This window comes from Streptomyces sp. NPDC051180, assembly GCF_040689545.1.
Lineage (GTDB): Bacteria > Actinomycetota > Actinomycetes > Streptomycetales > Streptomycetaceae > Streptomyces.
The window spans coordinates 5,001-7,682 of record NZ_JBFBBC010000036.1; the positions used below are offsets into that span (position 1 = coordinate 5,001).

Genomic DNA, 2,682 nt, shown 5'->3' on the forward strand with positions numbered 1-2,682 from the left:
GGCCGCCACTCCATTTCGGGGCCGGCGGTGTTAGCGCCGGGTCCCCAACGCCGGGCTCTCCCAAAAAGAGGGGAGCTCGAGGGTTGAAATGACGCTCGAACAGGCATGCCCGCCAGAATTCTGGCGGGCGCAATGTGCGTTCAAAGATTCGATGATTCACTGAATTCTGCAATTCACATTACTTATCGCATTTCGCTGCGTTCTTCATCGATGCCAGAACCAAGAGATCCGTTGTTGAAAGTTTTGATTCATTTGTATTTTGCCTTGCGGCACACTCAGAAGAAACTGTAAAAACAAAAGAGTTTGTGGCCTCCGGCGGGCGCCTGGTTCCGGGCCGCGAAACCGAAGAGGTTCCGGGCGCCGGGGCGGCTCCGCCGAAGCAACGTAAAGGTATGTTCACATGGGTTTGGGAGTTGTAAACTCGGTAATGATCCCTCCGCTGGTTCACCAACGGAGACCTTGTTACGACTTTTACTTCCTCTAAATGACCGAGTTTGGAGAGCTTTCCGGCCCTGGGTGGTAGTTGCCCACCTCCCTGGGCCAGTCCGGACGCCTCACTGAGCCATTCAATCGGTAGTAGCGACGGGCGGTGTGTACAAAGGGCAGGGACGTAATCAACGCAAGCTGATGACTTGCGCTTACTAGGGATTCCTCGTTGAAGAGCAATAATTGCAATGCTCTATCCCCAGCACGACGGAGTTTAACAAGATTACCCGGGCCTTTCGGCCAAGGAAGTACTCGCTGGCTCCGTCAGTGTAGCGCGCGTGCGGCCCAGAACATCTAAGGGCATCACAGACCTGTTATTGCCTCAAACTTCCATCGGCTTGAGCCGATAGTCCCTCTAAGAAGCCAGCGTACTGCCAAAGCAATACGGGCTATTTAGCAGGTTAAGGTCTCGTTCGTTATCGCAATTAAGCAGACAAATCACTCCACCAACTAAGAACGGCCATGCACCACCACCCACAAAATCAAGAAAGAGCTCTCAATCTGTCAATCCTCATTGTGTCTGGACCTGGTGAGTTTCCCCGTGTTGAGTCAAATTAAGCCGCAGGCTCCACCCCTGGTGGTGCCCTTCCGTCAATTTCTTTAAGTTTCAGCCTTGCGACCATACTCCCCCTGGAGCCCAAGCACTTTGATTTCTCGTAAGGTGCCGAACGCGTCAAAAAATAACATCGTCCGATCCCTAGTCGGCATAGTTTATGGTTAAGACTACGACGGTATCTGATCGTCTTCGATCCCCTAACTTTCGTTCCTGATTAATGAAAACATCCTTGGCAAATGCTTTCGCAGTAGTTAGTCTTCAATAAATCCAAGAATTTCACCTCTGACAATTGAATACTGATGCCCCCGACTGTCCCTATTAATCATTACGGCGGTCCTAGAAACCAACAAAATAGAACCACACGTCCTATTTCATTATTCCATGCTAATGTATTCGAGCATAGGCCTGCCTGGAGCACTCTAATTTTTTCAAAGTAAAAGTCCTGTTTCCCCGTCACACCCAGTGAAGGGCATGAGGTTCCACAGAGGGAAAGGCCCGGCCGGACCAGTACACGCGGTGAGGCGGACCGGCCAGCCAGGCCCAAGGTTCAACTACGAGCTTTTTAACCACAACAACTTTAATATACGCTATTGGAGCTGGAATTACCGCGGCTGCTGGCACCAGACTTGCCCTCCAATTGTTCCTCGTTAAGGGATTTAAATTGTACTCATTCCAATTACAAGACCCAAAAGAGCCCTGTATCAGTATTTATTGTCACTACCTCCCCGTGTCGGGATTGGGTAATTTGCGCGCCTGCTGCCTTCCTTGGATGTAGTAGCCGTTTCTCAGGCTCCTTCTCCGGGGTCGAGCCCTAACCCTCCGTTACCCGTTGCAACCATGTTTGGCCAATACCCAAACATCGAAAGTTGATAGGGAAGAAATTTGAATGAACCATCGCCGGCGCAAGGCCGTGCGATTCGAGAAGTTATCATGAATCACCAAAGAGCCCAGAGGGCATTGGTTTTTAATCTAATAAATACATCCCTTCCGAAGTCGGGATTTTTAGCATGTATTAGCTCTAGAATTACCACGGTTATCCAAGTAGTAAGGTACTATCAAATAAACGATAACTTATATAATGAGCCATTCGCAGTTTCGCTGTATAATTGCTTATACTTAGACATGCATGGCTTAATCTTTGAGACAAGCATATGACTACTGGCAGAATCAACCAGATAACTATCGTCCGCCGCGGAAAAACGGCAACCGGTGCTGCGAGCAGCGCCGGAGAGATGTCAAGTTCACTGGGTGGCGTCCGGAGACGCGCCGGGCAAAGCACCTGCGGCAGGAGCCGTGGGCGCCGTGCGAGCCGGCAATCCGCTTTCCCACTCATGTGTTCCCCAGCGAAGCCGTCGACCACACTGAGCCCGAACGGGCGGCGTGTGGCCTGGGGCACGCCAGGAGAAGGACTCAGCGCCCGACTTCAGCCATTGCGGCGTCCGGCGGGCGTGGTTGCCTTCCGTTGCTCGATGGTAGAACTCGCCAGAGGCCAGTAATCCACAGAACCCATCCCTACAGCGGCGATTGCCGGGGCATTCGTCGCCTTCAGGGCATCCCCAGTACGCCGTGAAGCCTGAGCGACCGGTTTCGTGGGGGCCGACCAACACTATGAATCCCTCGCTAGCGAGACCGGAGCCTGC

The 2,682-nt window shown here is 52.2% G+C and carries 2 rRNA genes (1 of these 2 cut by a window edge); both read right to left on the reverse strand.

Features of this window, described 5'->3' with window-relative positions:
- Window positions 1-260: ribosomal RNA gene (locus tag AB0424_RS30840) — 23S ribosomal RNA — on the reverse strand; it reaches 3,305 nt to the left of the window's first position.
- A gap of 160 nt (window positions 261-420) precedes the next feature.
- Window positions 421-2,225: ribosomal RNA gene (locus AB0424_RS30845) — 16S ribosomal RNA — on the reverse strand.
- The 16S and 23S rRNA genes sit together here, the layout of an rRNA operon.
- Between the last annotated feature and the right edge of the window lie 457 nt (window positions 2,226-2,682).